The 18,448-nt window shown below is 70.4% G+C and carries 25 protein-coding genes and 1 pseudogene; 7 read left to right on the top strand and 19 right to left on the bottom strand.

All coding sequences use genetic code 11. From position 1 onward, the window contains the following. Position 1: 1 nt before the first annotated feature. From H8B08_RS00580 to H8B08_RS00625, 10 genes are all read right to left on the bottom strand, one after another. Positions 2–943: a M23 family metallopeptidase gene (locus H8B08_RS00580; RefSeq protein WP_187448289.1), complete on the bottom strand. Its 942-nt coding sequence runs from the start codon at positions 941–943 to the stop codon at positions 2–4. 245 nt (positions 944–1,188) lie between these two features. After that, positions 1,189–1,905 (bottom strand): hypothetical protein, encoded by a 717-nt coding sequence (locus H8B08_RS00585; RefSeq protein WP_187448290.1) that lies wholly within the window; start codon positions 1,903–1,905, stop codon positions 1,189–1,191. A 61-nt stretch (positions 1,906–1,966) separates the two neighbouring features. After that, entirely contained in the window at positions 1,967–2,803 is an 837-nt protein-coding gene (locus H8B08_RS00590; RefSeq protein ID WP_187448291.1) for an alpha/beta hydrolase, read from the bottom strand. Position 2,804: 1 nt separating this feature from the next. Further along, the gene (locus H8B08_RS00595) at positions 2,805–4,223 is read right to left on the bottom strand and encodes an NAD(P)(+) transhydrogenase (Re/Si-specific) subunit beta (RefSeq protein ID WP_187448292.1); all 1,419 of its coding nucleotides are present in this window, start codon (positions 4,221–4,223) and stop codon (positions 2,805–2,807) included. A gap of 84 nt (positions 4,224–4,307) precedes the next feature. Further along, positions 4,308–4,661, bottom strand: coding sequence for a hypothetical protein (locus H8B08_RS00600; RefSeq protein ID WP_187448293.1), 354 nt, complete (start codon positions 4,659–4,661; stop codon positions 4,308–4,310). Between the two features lie 80 nt (positions 4,662–4,741). Beyond that, a complete protein-coding gene (locus tag H8B08_RS00605; RefSeq protein WP_187448294.1) occupies positions 4,742–5,038 on the bottom strand; it encodes a hypothetical protein in 297 nt (98 codons plus the stop codon). Continuing rightward, on the bottom strand, positions 5,035–5,358 hold the full coding sequence (locus H8B08_RS00610; RefSeq protein WP_187448295.1) for a proton-translocating transhydrogenase family protein: 324 nt from the start codon (positions 5,356–5,358) through the stop codon (positions 5,035–5,037). The genes H8B08_RS00605 and H8B08_RS00610 overlap by 4 nt, the downstream gene beginning before the upstream one ends. 1 nt (position 5,359) lies before the next feature. After that, complete coding sequence (locus H8B08_RS00615) at positions 5,360–5,671, bottom strand: hypothetical protein (RefSeq protein WP_187448296.1); 312 nt, start codon at positions 5,669–5,671, stop codon at positions 5,360–5,362. A gap of 61 nt (positions 5,672–5,732) precedes the next feature. Next, positions 5,733–6,866 (bottom strand): Re/Si-specific NAD(P)(+) transhydrogenase subunit alpha, encoded by a 1,134-nt coding sequence (locus H8B08_RS00620; RefSeq protein WP_187448297.1) that lies wholly within the window; start codon positions 6,864–6,866, stop codon positions 5,733–5,735. A 91-nt stretch (positions 6,867–6,957) separates the two neighbouring features. Then, on the bottom strand, positions 6,958–7,197 hold the full coding sequence (locus tag H8B08_RS00625) for an aa3-type cytochrome c oxidase subunit IV (protein ID WP_187448298.1): 240 nt from the start codon (positions 7,195–7,197) through the stop codon (positions 6,958–6,960). A 142-nt stretch (positions 7,198–7,339) separates the two neighbouring features. On the opposite strand from H8B08_RS00625, the gene H8B08_RS00630 reads away from it, so the two are divergent. Together H8B08_RS00630 and H8B08_RS00635 are read left to right on the top strand one after the other, a co-directional pair. Next, positions 7,340–8,392 (top strand): aldo/keto reductase, encoded by a 1,053-nt coding sequence (locus H8B08_RS00630; RefSeq protein WP_187448299.1) that lies wholly within the window; start codon positions 7,340–7,342, stop codon positions 8,390–8,392. 42 nt (positions 8,393–8,434) lie between these two features. After that, a complete protein-coding gene (locus H8B08_RS00635; RefSeq protein ID WP_187448300.1) occupies positions 8,435–9,076 on the top strand; it encodes a DUF2987 domain-containing protein in 642 nt (213 codons plus the stop codon). Between the two features lie 138 nt (positions 9,077–9,214). On the opposite strand, the gene H8B08_RS00640 is transcribed toward H8B08_RS00635, so the two are convergent. Then, positions 9,215–9,637, bottom strand: a complete 423-nt coding sequence (locus tag H8B08_RS00640; RefSeq protein ID WP_187448301.1) for a hypothetical protein — start codon at positions 9,635–9,637, stop codon at positions 9,215–9,217. Positions 9,638–9,881: 244 nt separating this feature from the next. On the opposite strand from H8B08_RS00640, the gene H8B08_RS00645 reads away from it, so the two are divergent. Both H8B08_RS00645 and H8B08_RS00650 read left to right on the top strand, forming a co-directional pair. Next, complete coding sequence (locus tag H8B08_RS00645) at positions 9,882–10,802, top strand: ABC transporter ATP-binding protein (protein WP_187448302.1); 921 nt, start codon at positions 9,882–9,884, stop codon at positions 10,800–10,802. Between the two features lie 5 nt (positions 10,803–10,807). Continuing rightward, positions 10,808–12,220, top strand: coding sequence for an ABC transporter permease (locus H8B08_RS00650; RefSeq protein ID WP_222934258.1), 1,413 nt, complete (start codon positions 10,808–10,810; stop codon positions 12,218–12,220). A 142-nt stretch (positions 12,221–12,362) separates the two neighbouring features. On the opposite strand, the gene rpsU is transcribed toward H8B08_RS00650, so the two are convergent. Continuing rightward, positions 12,363–12,605, bottom strand: coding sequence for a 30S ribosomal protein S21 (gene rpsU / locus H8B08_RS00655; protein ID WP_163261867.1), 243 nt, complete (start codon positions 12,603–12,605; stop codon positions 12,363–12,365). 160 nt (positions 12,606–12,765) lie between these two features. Between rpsU and H8B08_RS00660 the strand changes: the two genes are divergently transcribed. Beyond that, the gene (locus tag H8B08_RS00660) at positions 12,766–13,410 is read left to right on the top strand and encodes a COQ9 family protein (protein WP_187448304.1); all 645 of its coding nucleotides are present in this window, start codon (positions 12,766–12,768) and stop codon (positions 13,408–13,410) included. A gap of 8 nt (positions 13,411–13,418) precedes the next feature. Here H8B08_RS00660 and H8B08_RS18985 read toward each other — a convergent pair. From H8B08_RS18985 to purE, 3 genes and pseudogenes are all read right to left on the bottom strand, one after another. Next, positions 13,419–13,505, bottom strand: a pseudogene (locus H8B08_RS18985) (hypothetical protein); the annotation flags it as partial. An 11-nt stretch (positions 13,506–13,516) separates the two neighbouring features. Then, positions 13,517–14,599, bottom strand: coding sequence for a 5-(carboxyamino)imidazole ribonucleotide synthase (locus tag H8B08_RS00665; protein WP_187448305.1), 1,083 nt, complete (start codon positions 14,597–14,599; stop codon positions 13,517–13,519). A gap of 5 nt (positions 14,600–14,604) precedes the next feature. Further along, positions 14,605–15,096, bottom strand: a complete 492-nt coding sequence (gene purE / locus H8B08_RS00670; protein WP_187448306.1) for a 5-(carboxyamino)imidazole ribonucleotide mutase — start codon at positions 15,094–15,096, stop codon at positions 14,605–14,607. A 217-nt stretch (positions 15,097–15,313) separates the two neighbouring features. On the opposite strand from purE, the gene H8B08_RS00675 reads away from it, so the two are divergent. Then, positions 15,314–15,907, top strand: a complete 594-nt coding sequence (locus tag H8B08_RS00675; protein WP_187448307.1) for a GGDEF domain-containing protein — start codon at positions 15,314–15,316, stop codon at positions 15,905–15,907. A gap of 192 nt (positions 15,908–16,099) precedes the next feature. Here H8B08_RS00675 and H8B08_RS00680 read toward each other — a convergent pair whose 3' ends face one another. The 3 genes from H8B08_RS00680 to H8B08_RS00690 form a co-directional block, all read right to left on the bottom strand. Beyond that, positions 16,100–16,324: a YdcH family protein gene (locus H8B08_RS00680; RefSeq protein ID WP_163261872.1), complete on the bottom strand. Its 225-nt coding sequence runs from the start codon at positions 16,322–16,324 to the stop codon at positions 16,100–16,102. A gap of 66 nt (positions 16,325–16,390) precedes the next feature. After that, entirely contained in the window at positions 16,391–16,855 is a 465-nt protein-coding gene (locus H8B08_RS00685; protein WP_187448607.1) for a TIGR02444 family protein, read from the bottom strand. A 2-nt stretch (positions 16,856–16,857) separates the two neighbouring features. Then, entirely contained in the window at positions 16,858–17,448 is a 591-nt protein-coding gene (locus H8B08_RS00690; protein ID WP_370545365.1) for a UbiX family flavin prenyltransferase, read from the bottom strand. A 110-nt stretch (positions 17,449–17,558) separates the two neighbouring features. On the opposite strand from H8B08_RS00690, the gene H8B08_RS00695 reads away from it, so the two are divergent. After that, positions 17,559–17,735, top strand: a complete 177-nt coding sequence (locus H8B08_RS00695) for a YdcH family protein (protein WP_187448308.1) — start codon at positions 17,559–17,561, stop codon at positions 17,733–17,735. A 4-nt stretch (positions 17,736–17,739) separates the two neighbouring features. On the opposite strand, the gene H8B08_RS00700 is transcribed toward H8B08_RS00695, so the two are convergent. Continuing rightward, the gene (locus tag H8B08_RS00700) at positions 17,740–18,390 is read right to left on the bottom strand and encodes a cell cycle transcriptional regulator TrcR (protein ID WP_187448309.1); all 651 of its coding nucleotides are present in this window, start codon (positions 18,388–18,390) and stop codon (positions 17,740–17,742) included. Positions 18,391–18,448: the final 58 nt, after the last annotated feature.

Here is an 18,448-nt window from a genome sequence, read left to right on the forward strand (position 1 = left end):
CTTACTCGGCGGCCACGACGCCGTGGATGTTGGTCGGCGCGGCGCCGCCGCCGTCGTTGTGCACGATCCTGTAGAGGAAGGCGCCGGAAGACTGCACCGGCTGGCTCGGGAACTGGCGGCCGAGGAAGCCGGTCGGGTCGACCTGCTGGCCGTTGCGGCGGATCTCGAAGTGCAGGTGCGGGCCGGTCGAGTGGCCGGTCGTGCCGACCTTGCCCAGGGTGTCGCCGGCGCCGAGCGCGGCGCCTTGCTGCACGCTGATTGCGCTGAGGTGGGCGTAGAACGAGGTCACGCCGTTGGCGTGCTCCACTTCGACGAAGCGGCCGTAGCTGGAGCTGTTGCCGGTGCGCAGCACGCGGCCTTGCGCGGCGCACGCCACCGGCGAGCCCATCGGGGCGGCGAAGTCCACCCCTTCGTGGGGGCGGGTGCGCTTGCCCAGGGTGCGCATGCCGAACAGCGAGTTCATCGCGAAGCCGCGCATCGGCGACGAGAAGAACACCATGGTCGGGGCCAGCTTGTCGCCGGTGGCCTTCGCCGCTTCCTGGGCCCTGTTCCAGGCGTCGGTGTACGGCGTCGAGGTCGCTTCCGGCTTGGCGTAGGTCGGCGCGGAGCGCGCGGCGCTCGCGTACTGCGTGGTCGAGGCCGGCGCGGGGGTGTAGGCCTGGTTGGCGGCGCGCGCCACCCGGTCGCCCAGGGCCTTGGCCGGCGCGGCGTAGGTCCGGGCCTGAGCCTGGGCCTGCGCGTTCGCGGCAGCGGTGACCGGCTGGGCGTACGACTTGGTGCTGTAGGAATAGTAGGGCTGGCTCAGCGGCTTGGCCTCCGCCGGGCCGGCCGCGACGGCGGCGGTCAGGGAGCCCGCGAGGAGCACCACGCCGGCGCCGAACAGCGCGCTGGCGCTCACCATGTTCTGCTTGGAATTATCGCAGGCTTTGACACGCGACGTCATAAATACGCTCAACTCCGGGACACGACTCGCCGAGAGGACCGGTGGTCGTCTCAGTCTGTTGCTGACTATTTCGGTCAGTTGATGAGGTGAATGTCGCCGATAACGCCGGTCGCTCACAGGCGGCGAGTTGTCTCAGTCTCGGATCTTTCAGGGAGTGCCGGCGTTTGGCGCCCCGCCGCGCGCGCGTATGCCTGAAATGATCAGGTCGTTGTTTTCCAAAACTGCGACATGTTGTCGGCCAGGGCCTAGCGGCGCGCGCGGGTCCACAGCTGATCCGGGAAGCCCGGCCGGGCGGCCTCGTCCAGCACGGCCTCCATGCCGTAGGCGGCCGCCAGCGCGCGGACGATGCGCCCGTACTCCGGGTAGGAGCCGGCAGGCGTGCGGCCGCCGCCGATCTCGGCCTGCAGCGCCTGGGGCGACATGAGCGGGCCCTGGTCCGGGAACTGGCCGGCGCAGGCGACGGCGAAGCCCTCGTAGAACCAGGCCGGTCCCATGGCGTCGATGGTGCCGAACCGGGCGCGCGCCCAGTTCTCGTGCGCCTTGTGGGTCAGTTCGTGGGCGATCAGTTGGCGATAGGTCGCTTCGCTCCAGGGCGCGGCCGGATAGAGGCTGCGCCACAGCCGCTCGTAGGCGTCGCGGCTGATCACATAGAGAGTCCGCCCCTCCACCGTGCCGGAGAAGGTGGGTGGAATCTCTTCGACCGGGATGTGGTGGCGTCGCGCCAGCACGCGGCGGGCCTCGTCCGGGCTCGGGAAGACCGTGACCTCGTCGACCAGCCGGTCCCAGGGCGGCTCCAGGCCGTAGCTGCGGAAGCAGGCGACCACGTCCTGCTCGGCGGCCTGGACATCGGCCTCAAGCTCGTCGCCGGCCGGCGCCGCGGCGGCGGGCAGGGCGAAGGCGGCCAGCACCGCCGCCAAGAGCGCGCCGAGGGCGAGGCTGATCCTGGGCGTGCGTGGGCGCATCCGGTCCCGGCGAACTGCTGCCCAGCTTAAACGCCCGGCGGCGCGATCGGCTGCACAGCCGTCAGGCGGCCGCGCGCTTTTCCTGATCGGCCGGCGTGACACCCAGGAAGCTCCAGATCCGGTCGTAGATGCCGTCGCGGACCAGGGTCGAATGATCGCTGCCGTGCATGCGCTCGAAGCGCTTCGGCTGGCGGGCGAGGGCGTAGAGCCGCTCGCCGTAGCGGAAGTCGATGACGCTGTCCCGGTCGCCGTGCACGACCAGCACAGGCACGCGGACCTGGCCGATCCAGTCGCGCGAGCGCAGCTGGTCGCGCATCAAGAGGCGCACCGGCACGAACGGCGCCCGGTCGGCGGCGACGTCGACCGCTGCGGTGTAGGGCGCTTCCAGCACCAGCGCGCGAACGGGCCGCTCCGTGACGAGCTTCACCGCCACGCCGCTGCCCAGGGAGAAGCCGTGAACCACGATCTGGTCGGGGGCGTAGCGTTTCGCCAGCCAGTCGTAGGCGGCCCGCGCGTCCTCGTGCAGGCCCGCCTCGCTGGGCCGGCCTGTCGAGCCGGAATAGCCGCGATAGGCGGGGGCCAGGAAACCGACCCCGGCCTTGGCGATGCGCCGCCAGCGGCCCTTCTGGATGCTCAGGCTTCCGCCGTTGCCGTCGAAGAACAGGATCACCGGCCGCCCGTCCTTGGGCGGCAGGTACCAAGCGACCAGCCGCTCGCCGTCAGCGGTGTCGACATGCACCACCTGGATCGGCACGCCGTCGACCGCGGGCGCGCGCTCGACCGGATCGGGCGAATACATGAGCGAGCGCTGGAAGACGTAGCCGCCGGCTAGCAGCAGCAGGTAGAGGCCGGCGAGGGTCGTGGCGGTCCAGATCACGATCTTGCCGGCGAGCCCCACGTCACAGCCCCTTGAGGATGCCCTCGACCATCTTCTTGGCGTCGCCGAACAGCATCATGGTGTTGTCGCGGAAGAACAGCTCGTTCTCCACGCCGGCGTAGCCCGAGCCCATGCCGCGCTTCACGAACAGCACGGTGCGGGCCTTCTCTACGTCCAGGATCGGCATGCCGAAGATCGGCGAGGACGGATCGGTCTTGGCGGCCGGGTTGGTCACGTCGTTGGCGCCGATGACGAAGGCGACGTCGGCGGTGGCGAACTCGGAGTTGATATCCTCCAGCTCGAACACCTCGTCGTAGGGCACGTTGGCCTCGGCCAACAGCACGTTCATGTGGCCGGGCATGCGGCCGGCGACGGGGTGGATGGCGTACTTCACCTCCACGCCTTCTTCCTTCAGCTCGTCGGCCATTTCGCGCAGCGCGTGCTGGGCCTGGGCGACGGCCATGCCGTAGCCGGGGACGATGATCACCTTGGACGCGTTCTTCATGATGAAGGCGGCGTCGTCGGCCGAGCCGTGCTTCACCGGCCGGGTCTCGACCTTGCCGCCGGCGGCGGCCGCGCCGCTGTCCGCGCCGAAGCCGCCCAGGATCACCGACACGAAGGACCGGTTCATCCCCTTGCACATGATGTAGCTGAGGATGGCGCCCGAGGAGCCGACCAGGGCCCCGGTGATGATCAGGGCGATGTTCTCCAGCGTGAAGCCCAGCGCCGCCGCCGCCCAGCCGGAATAGCTGTTCAGCATGGACACCACGACCGGCATGTCGGCGCCGCCGATCGGGATGATCAGGGTGATCCCCAGCACCAGCGCCAGGCCGAAGATCGCCCAAAAGGCCCAGACCGCCTGGCCGTGGCTCATGACCAGCAGGACGACCAGCGCGGTCAGGGCCGCGCCGAGCGCCAGGTTCAGCAGGTGGCGGGCCGGCAGCAGGATCGGCGCGCCGCTCATGTTGCCGTTCAGCTTGGCGAAGGCGATGACCGAGCCGGTGAAGGTGATAGCCCCGATGGCCACGCCCAGCGACAGCTCGACCAGCGACTGCAGCTTGATCCCGCCGTCGCCGGCCAGGATGCCGAAGGCGCCCGGCGAATAGATCGCGCCCACGGCCACCAGGCAGGCGGCGAGACCGACCAGCGAGTGGAAGGCGGCGACCAGCTGCGGCATGGCCGTCATCGGCACCCGCCGGGCGATCACCGCCCCGATCACCCCGCCGACCGCCACGCCGCCGGCGATCATGCCGGCGGTGGCCGCGTCCAGCGCGCCCTGGCCCCACAGCGTCAGCAGGGTCACGCCGATGGCGATGGCCATGCCGACCATGCCGTAGGTGTTGCCCTTGCGGCTGGTCTCCGGGCTGGAGAGCCCGCGCAGGCTGAGAATGAACAGGACGCCCGAGACGAGGTAGGCGAGCGCGGCGATGCTGGCGTTCATGTCTAGGTCCCCCCGAACCTCGTCCTGGTCGTCAATGTGTGCCCAGGGTCGCGCAGGTCGCCCTGCACGACGCCCGGCTTAAACTCAGAACACCGTCAGCTTCATTTCCTGACCGACGTTCTCCGCGGTGACGCTCTTGGCGCCGCCCTTGGTGATGGTCAGGACGACCGGGCCGGCGCCGGCCAGCTTGGTCAGGCTGCAACGCGCGCCCGACGGGGCCGGGATGGTCCCTGCGTTCGGGCCCTTGGTCTTCACCGACACGCTGTTGGACATGATGCCGTCGACCTTGGTCGCCGGAAACTTGCAGTGCAGGGCGTAGAACGTGTCCTTCGACGCCGTCACCTTGTAGGGCATGCCGGGCTTCGGCGCGTCGGCCGAGGCGGCGCCGGCGACCAGGGCGGCGCCGGTCAGGGTGGCGACGAAGACGCGGGAAATCACGGAAGTCACTGTTACGTCGTCCTTTCGGAGGAAGAGATGCCGGCGACCTAGCCCGACGACGGCGCCCGTTCCATGGCGCCTCACGTCGCGCGCTTGCGGCGGCGCAGAGCGGTCACCGCCTGCAGCAGCACGGCCAGGCTGAGGAACCCGATGGCCAGGCCGGCGTGCAGGCCGCCCGGACCGGGGCCGGCCGCGCCCTCGCGGAGGAACAGCGGGACCTGGGTCAGGGCGATGCCGGTCAGCAGCAGGCCCGCGGAGTTCCACAGCCGGCTGTGCGGCCGGTGCTTGATGAAGCTGTAGGCGTAGGCGCCGACCGCGCCGAAGGCGGCGATCCAGCACGTCCAGGTGAAGGCGTTCAGAACCAGCTCGGTGATCATTTTCGGGCGTCTTTCTTGCGGTACATGGCCAGCATGCGCTGGGTGACCAGAAAGCCGCCGAAGATGTTGACGCTGGCTAAAGCCGCCGCCACCGCGCCGGCGCCCTTGGAGATCCACGCCGCCGTCCCGCCCGCCTGGCCCGCCGTCGCCGCCGCGGCCAGCAGGGCCCCGACCACGATCACCGACGAAATGGCGTTCGTCACCGCCATCAGCGGGGTGTGCAGCGCCGGGGTGACGCTCCACACCACGTAGTAGCCGACGAAGATGGCCAGCACGAAGATGGCCAGGCGGAAGACGGTCGGGTCGACGGCGTGCTCCATGTCAGTCCTTGTCCTTTCGGGCGGCGACGTTGATCTCGACCAGGCGCTCCAGGCGCTCGTCGATCGACACCAGCAGCCACAGCACGCCGCCGGCCGACAGCACGATGGCGAGCATGAAGAAGGCGTTCGACAGGCTGTCGAGCATGGCGCCCAGCCGGTCCGGGGACTCGGTCTCGATCGCGACGGTGGCGAGGTCGGTGACCGCGCTCAGCACGGTGGCGGCCAGCACGACGACGGCGACCCACTTCAGGTACCGGCGCAGGGTCTGCGCGCGGATGAAGCCGAGGTGGAAGTGCGGATGTTCGCGGGACATGGGAGTGTAAGCCTTCAGACTGACACGGCGACGGCGTCGCCGGTGTGGGGGCGCGCGCGGCTCATCCTTTGAGCCCCGCGTGAACGATTTCGCCGCCGCGGGTCACGCAGGCGGCCTTGAGGATTTCGTCTTCGAAGTCGGGCGCCAGGGCGCCGTCCTTGGCCAGCAGGCCGGTGAAGCTCAGCAGGTTGCGGGCGTAGAGCGCCGAAGCGTCGGCGGCCACGCGGCCGGGCAGGTTGGGCCAGCCCACGATCTTCACGCCGTTGTCGGTCTCGGCCACTTCGCCGAGGCGCGCCAGCTCGCAGTTGCCGCCCTGCTCGACCGCCAGGTCGACGATCACCGAGCCCGGCTTCATCGAGGCGACATGGGCGGCGCTGACCAGCTTGGGCGCCGGGCGGCCCGGGATCAGGGCGGTGGTGATCACCACGTCCTGTTTCTGGATGTGGGCGGCGACCAGCTCGGCCTGCTTGGCCTTGTAGGCGTCGCTCATCTCCTTGGCGTAGCCGCCGGAGGTCTCGGCGGCCTTGAACTCCTCGTCCTCGACCGCGACGAACTTGGCCCCCAGGCTCTCGACCTGTTCCTTGGCGGCGGGGCGCACGTCGGTGGCGGTGACCACGGCGCCGAGCCGGCGCGCGGTGGCGACGGCCTGCAAACCCGCGACGCCGGCGCCCATGACGAACACCTTGGCGGCGGCGACCGTGCCGGCCGCGGTCATCATCATCGGGAAGGCGCGGCCGAAGGTCCAAGCCGCCTCGATCACCGCGCGATAGCCGGCCAGGTTGGCTTGCGAGGACAGCACGTCCATGGCCTGGGCGCGGGTGATGCGCGGCACGAACTCCAGCGCGAAGGCGGCGACGCCCTTGGCCGCGAGGGCCTTGACGGTGTCGCGCTCGCGGAACGGGTCCAGCATGGCCGCGACGCTCGCGCCGCCCTTCAGCGCGGCGATCTCGTCGGCCTCGGGCGCGCGCACCTTCAACAGCAGGTCGGCGGCGGCCGCGGCCGCGCGGGCGTCGGGGACGATCTTCGCCCCGGCCTCGACGTAGGCCGCGTCGGGAATCGATGCGGAAAGGCCGGCGCCGGTCTCCACCAGCACCTCGGCGCCGAGAACGATCAGTTTCTTGACCGAGTCCGGCGTGGCGGCGACGCGCGTTTCACCCGCGCGCCGTTCCTTGGTCACGGCGATAGCAAATCCCACGCCCGTCCCCCGCTCGACTCGTGAGGCGACGTTAGGCAGCCGAACGCGGGTCGTCCAGACCGCCGAATTGGGAGCGCGGTCGCGCTCCCGCTCAGTGCTCGGTGAAGGGCTTCTTGCGCAGGTACCACCAGCCGCCGACCAGCAGCACGCCCGCGGCGATCGCGGCGGGGATGAAGCCGGCGCCGACCGCGAAGCACACGGTCAGGAACAGCAGGACGGTCGCGGTGAACAGCGAGCCCCACTTGGCCAGGGCGGTGAACAGGGCGTAGGTGGACTTCTGCTCCGAGATGTCCATATCGCCGCGGTGGTAATCGTGGGCGGGGCCGGCCATGGGGGCGGTCTCCGTAAGCGGGTGATCGATCGGGCGCGGACTATAGTCAGGAAGCGTCCGCGCTCAAGCTTCTCATTGAGCCCTCCCGCGACGATGCGCCCCACCCTATATGGCGACCGCTGTTCGCTGGAGGGATGGGATCATGCGCTACAATCGGATGGGCCGCACGGGCCTGTACGTTTCCGAGATCTGCCTGGGCACCATGACCTTCGGCGGCGGCCAGTCGGCCGGCATGTGGAAGGCCATCGGCCAGCTGGAGCAGTCGGGCGTGGACGCGGTGGTCCGCAGGGCGCTCGACGCCGGCGTCAACTTCATCGACACGGCCGACGTCTATTCGTTCGGGCGCTCCGAACAGCTGCTGGGCCAGGCGCTGAAGAACCTGGGCGTGCGGCGCGAGGACGTAGTCGTCGCCACCAAGGTCTTTGGCGAGATGGGGCCGGGGCCCAACGACCGCGGCGCCTCGCGCGGGCACATCATGGATTCGGTCGAGGCCAGCCTGCGCCGGCTGCAGACCGACCATATCGACCTCTACCAGATCCACGCCACCGACCTGATCACCCCGGTCGAGGAGACCCTGCGCGCGCTCGACGACCTGATCGCCCAGGGCAAGGTCCGCTATGTCGGCGTCTCCAACCAGCAGGCCTGGCGCATCGCCAAGGCGCTGGGCGTCAGCGAGCGACGCGGCTGGGCCCGGTTTGAGACGATCCAGGCCTATTATTCCATCGCCGGCCGCGATCTGGAGCGCGAGCTCGTGCCGCTGATGCAGGAGGAGCAGCTGGGCCTGATGGTCTGGTCGCCGCTGGCCGGCGGCCTGCTGTCGGGCAAGTTCGGCCCCGGCGCGCCCAACCCCGAGAACGCTCGGCGCGCCACCTTCGACTTCCCGCCGGTGGACCGCGACCGGGCTTGGGCCTGCGTGGCGGCCATGCGCGAGATCGCCGAGAGGCATGGGGCGTCGGTGGCGCGGGTGGCCCTGGCCTGGGCGCTGTCGCGGCCGTTCGTGACCAGCGTGATCATCGGGGTGAAGACGGTCGAGCAGCTGGACGACAACCTGGCCGCCGCCGACCTGACCCTGTCGGCCGAGGAGCTGTCCAGGCTGGACGAGGTCAGCCGCCTGCCGGCCGAGTATCCGGGCTGGATGGTCGAGCGTCAGGGCGCCGGACGCGTGCCGCAGCCCTTCCAGCGCAGCGGAGAGTAAGCTAGGCCTTGGGAGAACCGCGATTTTTCCCGGAGCTCTCCCATGCGCCTGTCCCGTCGCGCCCTGCTGGCCGGCCTGTCCGCCCTAGCCGTCGCCGGTCCGGCGGCGGCCGAGGAAGCCCCGATCGACAAGGGGTTTCCGTACCTCGAGCAGTATCTGAAGCTGCCCGCCGCCGAGCGCGACCGCTTCGCCTTGGCCTACTATCTCGCCCGTGACGGCAAGCCGGCGACCGGTGTGAAGGTCTCGATCGTGGACAGGGCGGCCCAGACGCCGGTGCCGCTCGGGCCGAAGGGCCGGCTAGAGCGGCTGCCCACCCTGGCCCAGCTGCAGTCGAAGACGGCCAAGGTGGTGATCGACGCGCCGGAGGGCGCGAAGCTGGCGCTGTCCCTGTCGATCGAACCGAACGTGCGGCCGGCGGCCGAAATGAACGCCGCCGACCTGGCCGCATCGGTGGCCCAGGCCGCGCGCGGGGCCAAGAAGGCGGCCGGTCTGATCGGCTTCGCCGTGCCCAAGCTGCAGAAGGTCCGCATCTACGGCGGCGCCGGCGGCCAGGCGGTGTTCGCCGACGGCTCGGCGAGGGCGCTGCCGGTCGAAAAGGGTGCGGCGGTGTTCGATCCGACCGTCCTGAAGGGCGCGGCGAAGCTGCGCTTCACCACCGCGCCCGAGCGGCTGGTGATCGCCTAGGCGTCCGGCTTCTTCCGCTCGGCGTACAGAGCCAGGACGATAGCCGTGACGACGCCGATGAGAATCGGAAGCCCTATCGCGACCCAGGTTCCAATCTGACCGTTCATGGCGGCTCTCTTCGCGCTCCAGAGCGCCGCGCTAGCCTTCGTAGTGCGGCTGACCGTGTTGGCGCAGCAGCATCCAGCCGGCGCCGTAGCCCGCGGCCGGGATGGCGATCAGGGTCAGCACCACCGACCAGAGCGGGTAGGGCACGCCGTGGGTGGCCACGAGCGCGCTGACCAGCACCACGCCGGCCGCGGCCCAACCCGGCCAGGCCACGCCCTCATGGGACATCCTGATGCCCATCAGCGACGCCACGAAGGACCCGACGCCCCAGGCGACCGCGGTGAAGAAGGCCGCGCCGGCCGGCAGGCGTCCGGCCAGGGACTTCAGGCTCGCGGGGTCGGTGCGGTCCACGTCCGGCGGCCAGGGGAACACGTAGTCGGCCACCGCGCTCAGCAGCAGCGCCAGGCAGACGCCGACGACGACACCGGCCAGAACCGACAGAACCGTTCTGAGCATGAAAACTTCCCCCGACTTGGGGCGACCGTGGCGGCCCGCGGGGGCCGCGTCAACACGGTTCGCGCGGCGAGCGCGAGGGGCGGGAGACGGCCGGACGCGAACCCTGTTATGAGGGAAGCTCGACCAGAGCGCGACAGCCGAAAGTGTAAGCCGGTTTCGGCGGCCGTCGCGCTCTGAATCCGGGGGAATGAGCCTCCTGTTTCGAATTCATTCGAAACGAGAAGGCTCGGGGGGTGAAACGGGCATGGACGTCGCGTTGAAGTTGGAGGGCGTGTCGAAGCGCTACGGGCGCTTCGAGGCTGTGAAGGACCTGAGTTTCGAAGTCCCGCGCGGATCGATCTGCGGCTTCCTGGGCCCGAACGGGGCGGGCAAGACCTCGACCATCCGGATGATTCTGGGGCTCAGCCCGCCGAGCGCGGGCCAGATCACCGTGCTGGGGGGCGAGGGCGGAAACGCGGTGCGCGACCGCATCGGCTTCCTGCCTGAGGAGCGCGGCCTCTATCGGAAGATGACGCCGGTCGACGCCATCGCCTTCTTCGCCGGCCTGAAGGGCGTGCCGCTGGGCGAGGGCCGCAAGCGCGCCAAGAAGCTGCTGGAGGCCCAGGGCCTGGGCGCCTCCATGAAGAAGCCGATGAAGGCCCTGTCCAAGGGCATGGCCCAGAAGGTCCAGCTGATGGCGGCCATCGCCCACGAGCCGGATCTGGTGATCCTGGACGAGCCGTTCTCCGGCCTCGACCCGGTCAACCAGCAGGGCCTGGAGGACGTGATCCGCGACCTGGCCGATCGCGGCACGACGGTGCTGTTCTCCACCCACGTCATGCAGCACGCCGAGCGGCTGTGCCGGCAGGTGGTGCTGCTGGCCCGCGGCGAGAAGGTGTTCGAGGGTACGGTCGAGGCCGCCCGGGCGCGGGCGCCGCGCTTCCTGGAGCTGGAGGGCGCGCTGGCGACCGACGCGGTGGCCGGCCTGCCCGGCGTCGCCGCCGTCGAGGCGGCGGGCGATCCCGCCGCGGGCACGGCGACCTACCGGGCCACCCTGGCCCCGGGCGCGGCCCCGCAGGAGGCGCTGAAGACCGCCTTCGCGCGCGGCCTGGACGTGCGCCGGTTCGAAATGAAGGAACCGACCCTGCACGACGCTTTCATCGTTCTTACCGGAGGTCGCGCGTGAAACGCATGCTGCTGATCGCGCGTCGCGAGTACTTCGCCTACGCGCGGACCGTGGGGTTCTGGCTGTCGATGCTGGCCCTGCCGGCGCTGATGCTGCTGGGCGGCATGATGCCGGCCATGATCAAGAACGCCTCGCCGACGCGCACCGTCGCCATCGTCGACTTCGCCGGCGGCCAGCAGGCCGCCCTGACCGCCGCGCTGGACGCTCGCTATGTGACGGCCCAGGCCAAGGCCATGCGCGAGGCCGCGGTCAGCGAGGCCGGCGAGCCGGGGGCCGACGCCGTGCGCGAGGCCGTCGACCGCGACGGCCTGGAGGCCGGGCTGGCGGCGCTGAAGCGGGTCGCGCCGCGCGCCGGCGCGGCCTACGCGCCGCCCAAGCGCGACCTGCGCGTCGTGGCCGCCCCGCCGGAGGTGGCGTCCGCGCCGACCCTCGCGGCGGCTGAAAAGGCGCTGCGTCCGCACCTGACCGGCGGCGAGCTGTCGGCCGTGGTGCTGCTGGAGCGCCGCGACGGCGAGTTGAAGGCGCGGCTGTGGTCGGAACGCGTGTCCGACGAGGCGGTGGAGACCGCGGTGCGCGACGCGCTCCGCGACGTCATCCGCCGCGACCGGCTGATCGCCGCCGGGCTGGATCCGGCCACGGCGACCTCGCTGGCCGAGCTGAAGCCCAAGCTGGACGTGTTCTCGCCCAAGTCGGCGGGCGGCGGCGAAGTCTCCCTGCGCGACCGGCTGCCGGGCGTGGTCGGCTTCGTGCTGGGGATGCTGCTGTGGTCGTCGGTGATCAGCGGCGCCAGCATCCTGATGAACAGCGTCATGGAGGAGAAGTCGAACCGGGTGCTGGAGGTGCTGATGTCCTCGGCCTCCACGACCGAGATTCTCGGCGGCAAGGTGCTGGGGGTGGCGATGATCACAGCCACGGTGCTGGGCGTGTGGTTCGGCCTGGGCGCCTACGCGCTGCGCATGCTGCTGCCGGGCCTGGCCGACGACCTGGGCTCCGTGCTGCTCGACGGCGGCCTGATCTTCTACCTCGCCCTGTACCTGGTCGGCGGCTATCTGATGTACGCCATGGTTTTCGCGGCCATCGGGGCGTTCTGCGAGACGCCGCGCGACGCCCAGACCCTGCTGGGGCCGGTGATGATCGTGCTGAGCGTGCCGATCATCGTCATGCAAATGGCCGTCCGCACCCCGGACCTGCCGCTGATCAAGACCATGTCCATGGTGCCGTTCTTCGCGCCGTTCCTGATGAGCGCGCGGGCGCCTTCAAACCCGCCGCTGATCGAGGTCGTGATCGCGCTGGCCGGCATGGCGGCGGTGGGCGCGCTGATGGTCTGGCTGGGGGGCAAGGCCTTCCGGGCCGGGGCCCTGTCGAGCGGCAAGTTCGACTGGCGCGGCGTGTTCGCCCTGATGACCGGGCGAGGCTGACGACGAGGCGGGCGCCAGACCGGCGCCCGCCTTCAGCCACCACGTTTCAGACGCAGAAAAGGCCGCCTCCGGAGGAGGCGGCCTTCTTTGTCTCGGCTACGTCAAGGAGCGGCGGGAGACCCCGCGCTCGACCTCACGCGTATTAGCGACGGCCGCCCGGACGCGGCTTCGGGGCCGGCAGCAGGCCTTCGCGCTGCAGGCGCTTGCGGGCCAGCTTGCGGGCGCGACGCACGGCTTCCGCCTTCTGGCGGGCGCGCTTTTCGGACGGCTTTTCGTAGTGCACGTGGCGCTTCATCTCGCGGAACGAGCCCTCGCGCTGCATCTTCTTCTTCAGCGCCTTCAGGGCCTGGTCGACATTGTTGTCGCGGACGAAAATCTGGACCACGGTCTCTCCTTACGATCACCCGCCTCGCCGTGCAGTCATGGCGGGCAACGGAACCTCGAACCCGGAAGGCGGCCTTCCGTGCAGGCGGGCGGATATACGTGAAAGACTCCCCTGAGTCTAGGCGTGGCTCGCGCCCGCGCGGCGGCCTATGTTGGCGCCCATGATCGAAGACAGCGGCTGGGCCGAACGCAAGGAACAGGAGCTCCTGGAGGCCGCCATCGCGCGGGCGCCGGGGCTGGGCTGGAACGTCTCGCTGGCCGACGCGGCCGGGCGCGACTGCGGCCTGACCCGCGGCGAACGCGAGCTGGTGATTCCGCACGGCGCGCGCGACCTGGCCGCCCTGCTGTCTCGCCGTCACGACGCCCAGGCCATGGCCGCCCTGGCCGATGTAGACCCCAAGAGCCTGAAGATCCGCGAGCGCATCTTCCGCGGTGTCCAGGCGCGCCTGCGCGCCGCCGCCGCCGAGGAGGCGGCCGTGCACCGCTGGACCGCCTTCCTGGCCTTCCCGCTGAACACGCCGCTGGCCCTGAAGCTGGTCTGGGAGAGCGCCGACGCGATCTGGCGCTGGGCCGGCGACACGGCCACCGACGAGAACCACTACTCCAAGCGCGCCATCCTCTCGGGCATCCTGGTCTCGGCGCTCGCCGTGCTGCTGGAGAGCGGCGAGAAGGCGGCCGACGAATACGTCGCCGCCCGCATCGAGAACGTCATGCAGTTCGAGAAGTGGAAGGCTGGCATCAAGCCGTCCGAAACCGCCCGCCAGGTCGCCGAGGCGCTGGGCCGGATGCGGTACGGGCGGGCTTAGGTCGCGCGACGCCCTCGTCCTTCGACAAGCTCTGGATGAGGGCGACTGAGCGCGAAGTAGAAATCCTCATCCTGAGCTTGTCGAAGGACGAGGATTTCGGTCCCGCTTACCGCAGCGGCTTCACCCGGTTCACGTGACCCATCTTGCGCCCCGGGCGGGCGTCGCCCTTGCCGTAGAGGTGGAGCACCGCGTTTGGCTCGGCGGCGATCTCGGCCCAGCGCTCGGCGTCGGCGCCCAGCAGGTTCTCCATCTCCACCGCGCAGCGCGCCTCGGTCGGGCCCAGCGGCCAGCCGGCGACGGCGCGGACGTGCTGCTCGAACTGGTCGCAGAGGCAGCCGTCCTGGGTCCAGTGGCCGGTGTTGTGCACGCGTGGCGCGATCTCGTTGACCAGCAGCCGGCCGTCGGCGAGCTCGAACAGCTCCACGCCCAGCACGCCGACATAGTCGAGGCCCTCGAGGATGCGGCCGGCGATCTCGATCGCCCGGTCCCGGGTGATGTCCGGCACCGCGGCCGGGGCGGTGGTGGTGCGCAGCACGCCGCCGGCATGGCGGTTCTCGCCCATCGGATAGACCGCCACCTGGCCGTCGCGGCCGCGCGCGGCGATCACCGACAGCTCGCGCACGAAGTCGGCGCGGGCTTCCAGGATGGCCGGCTTGGCGCCGATGGCGGCGAAGACGGCGGCGGCTTCGCCCGCGTCCTTCACCCAGGCCTGGCCCTTGCCGTCGTAGCCCTCGCGGCGGGTCTTCAGGAGGGCGGGCGCGCCCAGCCGCTCCAGGGCGGCGGGAATGTCCTCGGCCGAATCGATCGCCTCGAAGGCGACGGTGTCGACGCCGTGGGCGACCAGGAAGCGCTTCTCCTCGACCCGGTCCTGGGTGAAGGCCAGCGCCTTCGGTCCGGGCGCGACCTCGGTTCCGAAGCCGGCCAGGGTCTTCAGCGCGGCGGCCGGCACGTTCTCGAACTCGAAGGTGACGACGTCGCAGCTGGCGGCCAGCTGCTCCAGCGCGTCCTCGTCGTCATAGTCGGCGCAGATCTCCAGAGACGACACGCGCCCCGCCGGCGACACCGGGCCGGGCTCCAGGATGGCGACGTCGAAGCCGAGGCGCGCCGCGGCCATGGCCAGCATGCGGCCCAGCTGGCCGCCGCCCAGAATGCCGATGGTCGAACCCGGCGGAAGCGGGAAATCAGCCAATTACTTCAGTCCTCGACGGTTTCAGCGACCGATTCGGTCTGGCGTTCGCGCCAGGCGGCCAGCCGCAGGGCGAGGCCGGCGTCCGCCAGGGCCAGGATCTGCACCGCCAGCAGGCCGGCGTTCTTCGCGCCCGCCTCGCCGATGGCCAGGGTGCCGACCGGCACGCCGCCGGGCATCTGCACGATGGAGAGCAGCGAATCGAGCCCGCTCAGCGCCTTGGACTGCACCGGCACGCCCAGCACCGGCAGTTCGGTCATGGAGGCGCACATGCCCGGCAGGTGCGCCGCGCCGCCGGCGCCGGCGATCACCACCTTGTAGCCCGTGGCCTTGGCCGTCTTGGCGAAGTCGAACAGGCGCTCGGGCGTGCGGTGGGCGGAGACCACCTTGGCTTCGTAGCGGACGCCCAGGGCGTCGAGCATGTCGGCGGCGCCCTTCATGGTCGGCCAGTCCGAGCGGCTGCCCATGATGATCGCCACCGGCGGCGTGGTCTTGCTCATTCGCGTGCCTTCCCCCGGCCCGGAAAAGCCGCGGAGTATAGGCAGGCGGGTCGCGCCCGCAACAAGGGAGGGCGTGCGCCGGTCGAATGGACGCGGTTTTCGTCGCAGCGCACGCGATCTGACGTTGAAAGGAGCGGCTGAGCGGGCTCCCCACCGCCTGAAACCGGCGCTAGCATCATCCGGCGCGGCGTTCGTGACTCGCGTGTGGGAGCCTTTGATGACGTCCGAGAGCGTTCGCAGTCAGCCGGTCGACACCGACGACGTGCGCGCGTTGCGGGCGGAGGTCGAGCGGCTGCGCGCCGAGGTGGCGGAGCTGAAGGTGCGGGCCGAGACGGCCGAAAGTCTGGCCGACCACGACCCGCTGGTGCCGGTGCTGAACCGCCGGGCCTTCATTCGCGAGCTTCAGCGGGTGATCGGCGCCAGCCGGCGCTACGGCACCAAGGCCTCGCTGCTCTATCTCGACCTCGACGGCTTCAAGTCGGTCAACGACAGCTTCGGCCACGCCGCCGGCGACGCGGCGCTGAAGTGGATCGGCGAACTGCTCACCGCCAACCTACGCGACAGCGACTGGCTGGGCCGGCTGGGCGGCGACGAGTTCGGCGTGCTGATGCTCTACGCCGACGAGGCGTCGGCCAAGGCCAAGGCGGCCGTGCTCACCGACCTGATCGCCGCCGGCGGCTTCGACTGGAGCGGCATGCCGGTCCCGCTGGGCGGATCGTTCGGCGTGCGCGCCCTGGTCGACCAGACGGACGCGGAGCAGTGGCTGGCCGAAGCCGACGCGGCCATGTTCGTCCGCAAGCGGAGCCGGTGACGAATTCTCCTCCCCTGCCAAGCGGGGGAGGGGGACCACGCGAAGCGTGGTGGAGGGGGCGAGCGCCCCCCTCGACGTTCAAGGAATTCGGATCAAGCTCTCCGCGGAGAGCCGCGCCCGCGGTTCGCCCCTCCACCGCCTTCGGCGGTTCCGCTCCCCCGTTCCGCTGCGCTTCACAGGGGAGGAGGGGGATCAGGCGATGATGTCCGGCAGGATCTGGTCTTCCAGCACGCCGATCTGGTCGCGCAGGGCCAGCTTCTTGCGCTTCAGGCGCGCGATCAGCAGCTGGTCGGGCAGGGGCATGGTCTCGAGCGCACTGATGGATGCGTCGAGATCCTGGTGTTCTTGCCGCAGGGTTTGCACCCGGGAGCGGATGTGGGGGTCACCGGCCCGGGCGGTCGAATCGTCGTCGTTCATGCGCAGACTTAGGTCCCCTCGCGCGCGACCCCGGCGCGAGAAACCTGGATTATACCCGAGGGCGGGTCAGGCCGGAAGCTGGGCGGCGAGACCTTCGAGATCCGCCCGCGGAGTCACGCGGCTCCAGGCCTTGGAAGCGGCGACCAGGGCCGGCGCGTAAGGCTTCGTTCCGCTGGCCGCGGCCGAAGACAGCGCCTCCAGGTCGTCCAGCAGGGCGCGCTCGGCCGCCAGCTCGGCGGCCTTGACCTGCTCGCGCACAGCCTCGCGCGCCGCGTCGGTCATGTCGGGGATCGGCCCCTTCAGGGTGCGCCGGACGGCGCGCAAGGGCGAGACCGCCGCGCCGTCCCAGGCCCGCACGGTGTCGACCGCGGCTTCGAGCGCGTCTTCGTCCAGGGCGCGGCCCTCGCCGGCGCACCAGGCCGCCCACAGCAGCAGCGGCACGTTCTGGGCGTGGGTGTCCTGCAGCAACAGGCACCGCTCGCTCACCCCCGGCCGCGCATAGGCGGCGACGGCCCAGTCCCACAGACGCATGCTCACATCTCGCTCACGGGACCGAGATCGCGGCCCCAGCGCTTCACCGGCTTCCAGTCCAGGCCGAACAGGTCGAGCGCGCGGCCGACCGACTGGTCGACCAACTCCTCGATCGAGGTCGGGCGGGCGTAGAAGGCGGGCAGGGGCGGGGCGATCACCGCGCCCATCTCGGCCAGGGCGGTCATGGTGCGCAGGTGGCCGAGGTGGAACGGCGTCTCGCGCACCATCAGCACCAGCGGCCGGCGCTCCTTCAGGGTCACGTCGGCGGCGCGGGTCAGGAGGTTGGAGGTCACGCCGGTGGCGATCTCGCTCATGGTCCGCACCGAGCAGGGCGCGACGATCATCCCCAGGGCGCGGAACGATCCGGATGCGACCGAAGCGCCCACGTCGGAGAGCTTGTGCACGACCGCGGCGCGCGCCTGCAGGTCGGCGATGGACAGATCGGTCTCGCTGGCCAGGGTCAGCGCGGCGGCCTTGGTGACCACCAGATGGCTTTCCACGCCGAGCTCTGCGAGGGCGTCCAGCACCCGCACGCCGTAGGCCGCCCCCGAGGCGCCGGATATGCCCACGATGATCCGCGCAGGTTCACCCACAGAAATTTCGCTCCGGATTCCGTGAAGTGTGGAAACGCAATGTGATTCAACACCCGAGCCTCACGGGTGTGGTCTGGAGATGTTCCGTACCTTTTTAGGAGGCGCAAGCCATGGCGATAGACGCTCGTATCCGTGAACTCGGTAATCGGCACCAGTCGCTCGACCTGGCCATCCAGCAGGAGATGGCCAGGCCGAACGCGGATTCCATACGAGTTCACGAAATGAAGCGTCAGAAGCTCAGGCTGAAGGAGGAGATCCAGACTCTGCAGACCCGCTCTTCAAGCTAGATCTTCACCACTCGTCGCCGGCGTCCTCAGGCTCGGACGCCGGCGATTCTTCTTCGCCGAACACCGAGGTCGACTCCGCCGCCGGGCGCAGGGTGGCCCCGCCGGTGCGCGCGTCTTCCTTGGCCTTCTTCTCGGCCGCCTTGCGCACCACGTCGTCCAGCTCCAGCTGGCTGACCAGGCCCAGGGTGACCGGGTCCACCGGCTTCAGGTTGGCCGCGTTCCAGTGCGTGCGGCCGCGCACGCTCTCGATGGTGGCCTTGGTGGTGCCGAGCAGCTTGGCGATCTGGGCGTCGGCGACTTCCGGGTGGTGACGGATGAACCAGGCGATGGCGTCCGGACGGTCCTGACGGCGCGACACGGGCGTGTAGCGCGGGCCCTTCTTCTGGGTCGACTTGGCGAACAGGTCGGCGTGACGGCTGACCAGGGCCTTCATGCGGTAGTTCTCGTCGGCCTGGGCCTTGTCGAGCTCCTCGCGCGACAGCTGGCCGTTGGCGATCGGGTCGGCGCCGCGGATGTCGCGCGCCACTTCGCCGTCGGCGATGCCCTTCACTTCCAGCGGGTGCAGCCCGCAGAAGTCGGCGATCTGCTCGAACGAGAGCGAGGTGTTGTCGACCAGCCAGACGGCGGTCGCCTTGGGCATCAGGATCTCGGCCATGGCGCGAGTTCTTTCGTTGTTCTGCCGCGCGAGCGGGGGTCTGGAAACGGCGGCGCCC

This window comes from Caulobacter sp. 17J80-11, from assembly GCF_014349105.1.
Taxonomy (GTDB): Bacteria; Pseudomonadota; Alphaproteobacteria; order Caulobacterales; family Caulobacteraceae; genus 17J80-11.